Origin of the sequence: Streptomyces alkaliphilus, from assembly GCF_014141535.1 — a bacterium.
GTDB classification, from domain to species: domain Bacteria; phylum Actinomycetota; class Actinomycetes; order Streptomycetales; family Streptomycetaceae; genus Streptomyces; species Streptomyces alkaliphilus.
Genome location: NZ_VKHT01001281.1, coordinates 1 through 1184 on the forward strand (window position 1 = coordinate 1; position 1184 = coordinate 1184).

A 1184-nucleotide genomic window follows, 5' to 3' on the forward strand; every position below is an offset into this window, starting at 1 on the left:
GGGTGAGGAAGGCGGACCAGGCGGCGGGGGAGAGGGTGAGCCGGGCGTCGTGCCGACGCTTGGAGTCGCGGACGTGCACGGCGGTCGGCGCGGTCACGGCGACCTCCACGCAGTCGTCTCCCTCGGAACCGCTGTGACTGCTCTTGAACCAGTGCAGGTCGGTGGTGTCGGTCATCCGTCGCCTCGCATTCTCCGCAGCGGATTCACGGACTCCTCCGGGCTGAGGGCCTGTGAGCGCATCTTGGCATAGCGGAGATGCATGACGCTGATCTCTTTCGCGCCGGCGATGAGTTGGCCGGTCTTCTGCCCCTCGACGTACCCCAACCACTGGTGGTCGGGGGTCTCGACGAGCCGCATGGGGCCGTCGAGACCGGCGTGGTCCGGCTGCCGGGTCGGCATGATCTGCACCTCGACGTTCCACAGCTCCGTGCACGCCAACAGGTGATCGATCAGTTCGGCGGTGACCTCCTCGCCGCCGGTGTGCCGCTCGAACAGGCACTGCTCGATGAGGAAGTGGAACGCCACCGGGGGTGTGCGCCGCAGCAGTTGCTGCCGTTCGGCGCGGGCCGCGAGGCGCTGCTCCAACTCCTCCTCGGTCGGTGGCGGGGGCACCGCGAGGGCGACCGCCCTGGTGTACGCCTCGGTCTGCAACAGGCCGGGGATCAGGCGGCACTCGTAGGTCCACAGGGTGGTCGCCTCCTGTTCGAGCGCCGCCCACTGGTGGAACCAGCGGGCCAGGCCGCGTCGCGGGGCGATGTGCCTGGCCGCCGCCTCCAGCGCGCCGAAGGCGTCCAACACCTCCTCGGCCTGCCGCACGAAGTGCTGTTGGGGCCGCCTGCGTCCCACCTCGACGGACTGCACCGTCTCCCGGGAGAAGCCCACCAGCGGGGCGAGTTCCTCCTGCGTCAGGCCGGCGCGCTGCCGGAACACCTTGAGCACCGCCCCGAACGCCTTGAGCCCCTCCGGGGGTTCGGGCTCCCCGCCGTGCACCGCCACGCGGCCACCTCCTGCCGGTTGTCCTCGACCGAACCGCACCAGGATGGGGAACCCGATCCGACTCTGTCCACGTTGGGTACACGTACGGTGACACGCTGTACGTGTACGGCTCCGGTGGGCGGTGCACCGGGCGGCGGAAAACCGCCGGGCGGTGGGGCGGCGGGCTTTATGAAGGACCAGGGGAAAGA

Annotated in this window: 2 protein-coding genes; both read right to left on the minus strand. The window is 70.2% G+C overall.

Translation table 11 applies throughout. From position 1 onward, the window contains the following. Nucleotides 1-175: DUF397 domain-containing protein (locus tag FNQ90_RS23975; protein ID WP_182608261.1), on the minus strand; the 175-nt coding region annotated here is incomplete at its 3' end. After that, nucleotides 172-996 carry a helix-turn-helix domain-containing protein gene (locus FNQ90_RS23980; protein ID WP_182608262.1) on the minus strand — a complete coding sequence of 275 codons (825 nt, stop codon included), beginning with the start codon at nucleotides 994-996 and terminating at the stop codon, nucleotides 172-174. The genes FNQ90_RS23975 and FNQ90_RS23980, both read right to left, overlap by 4 nt. Nucleotides 997-1184 lie beyond the last annotated feature (188 nt).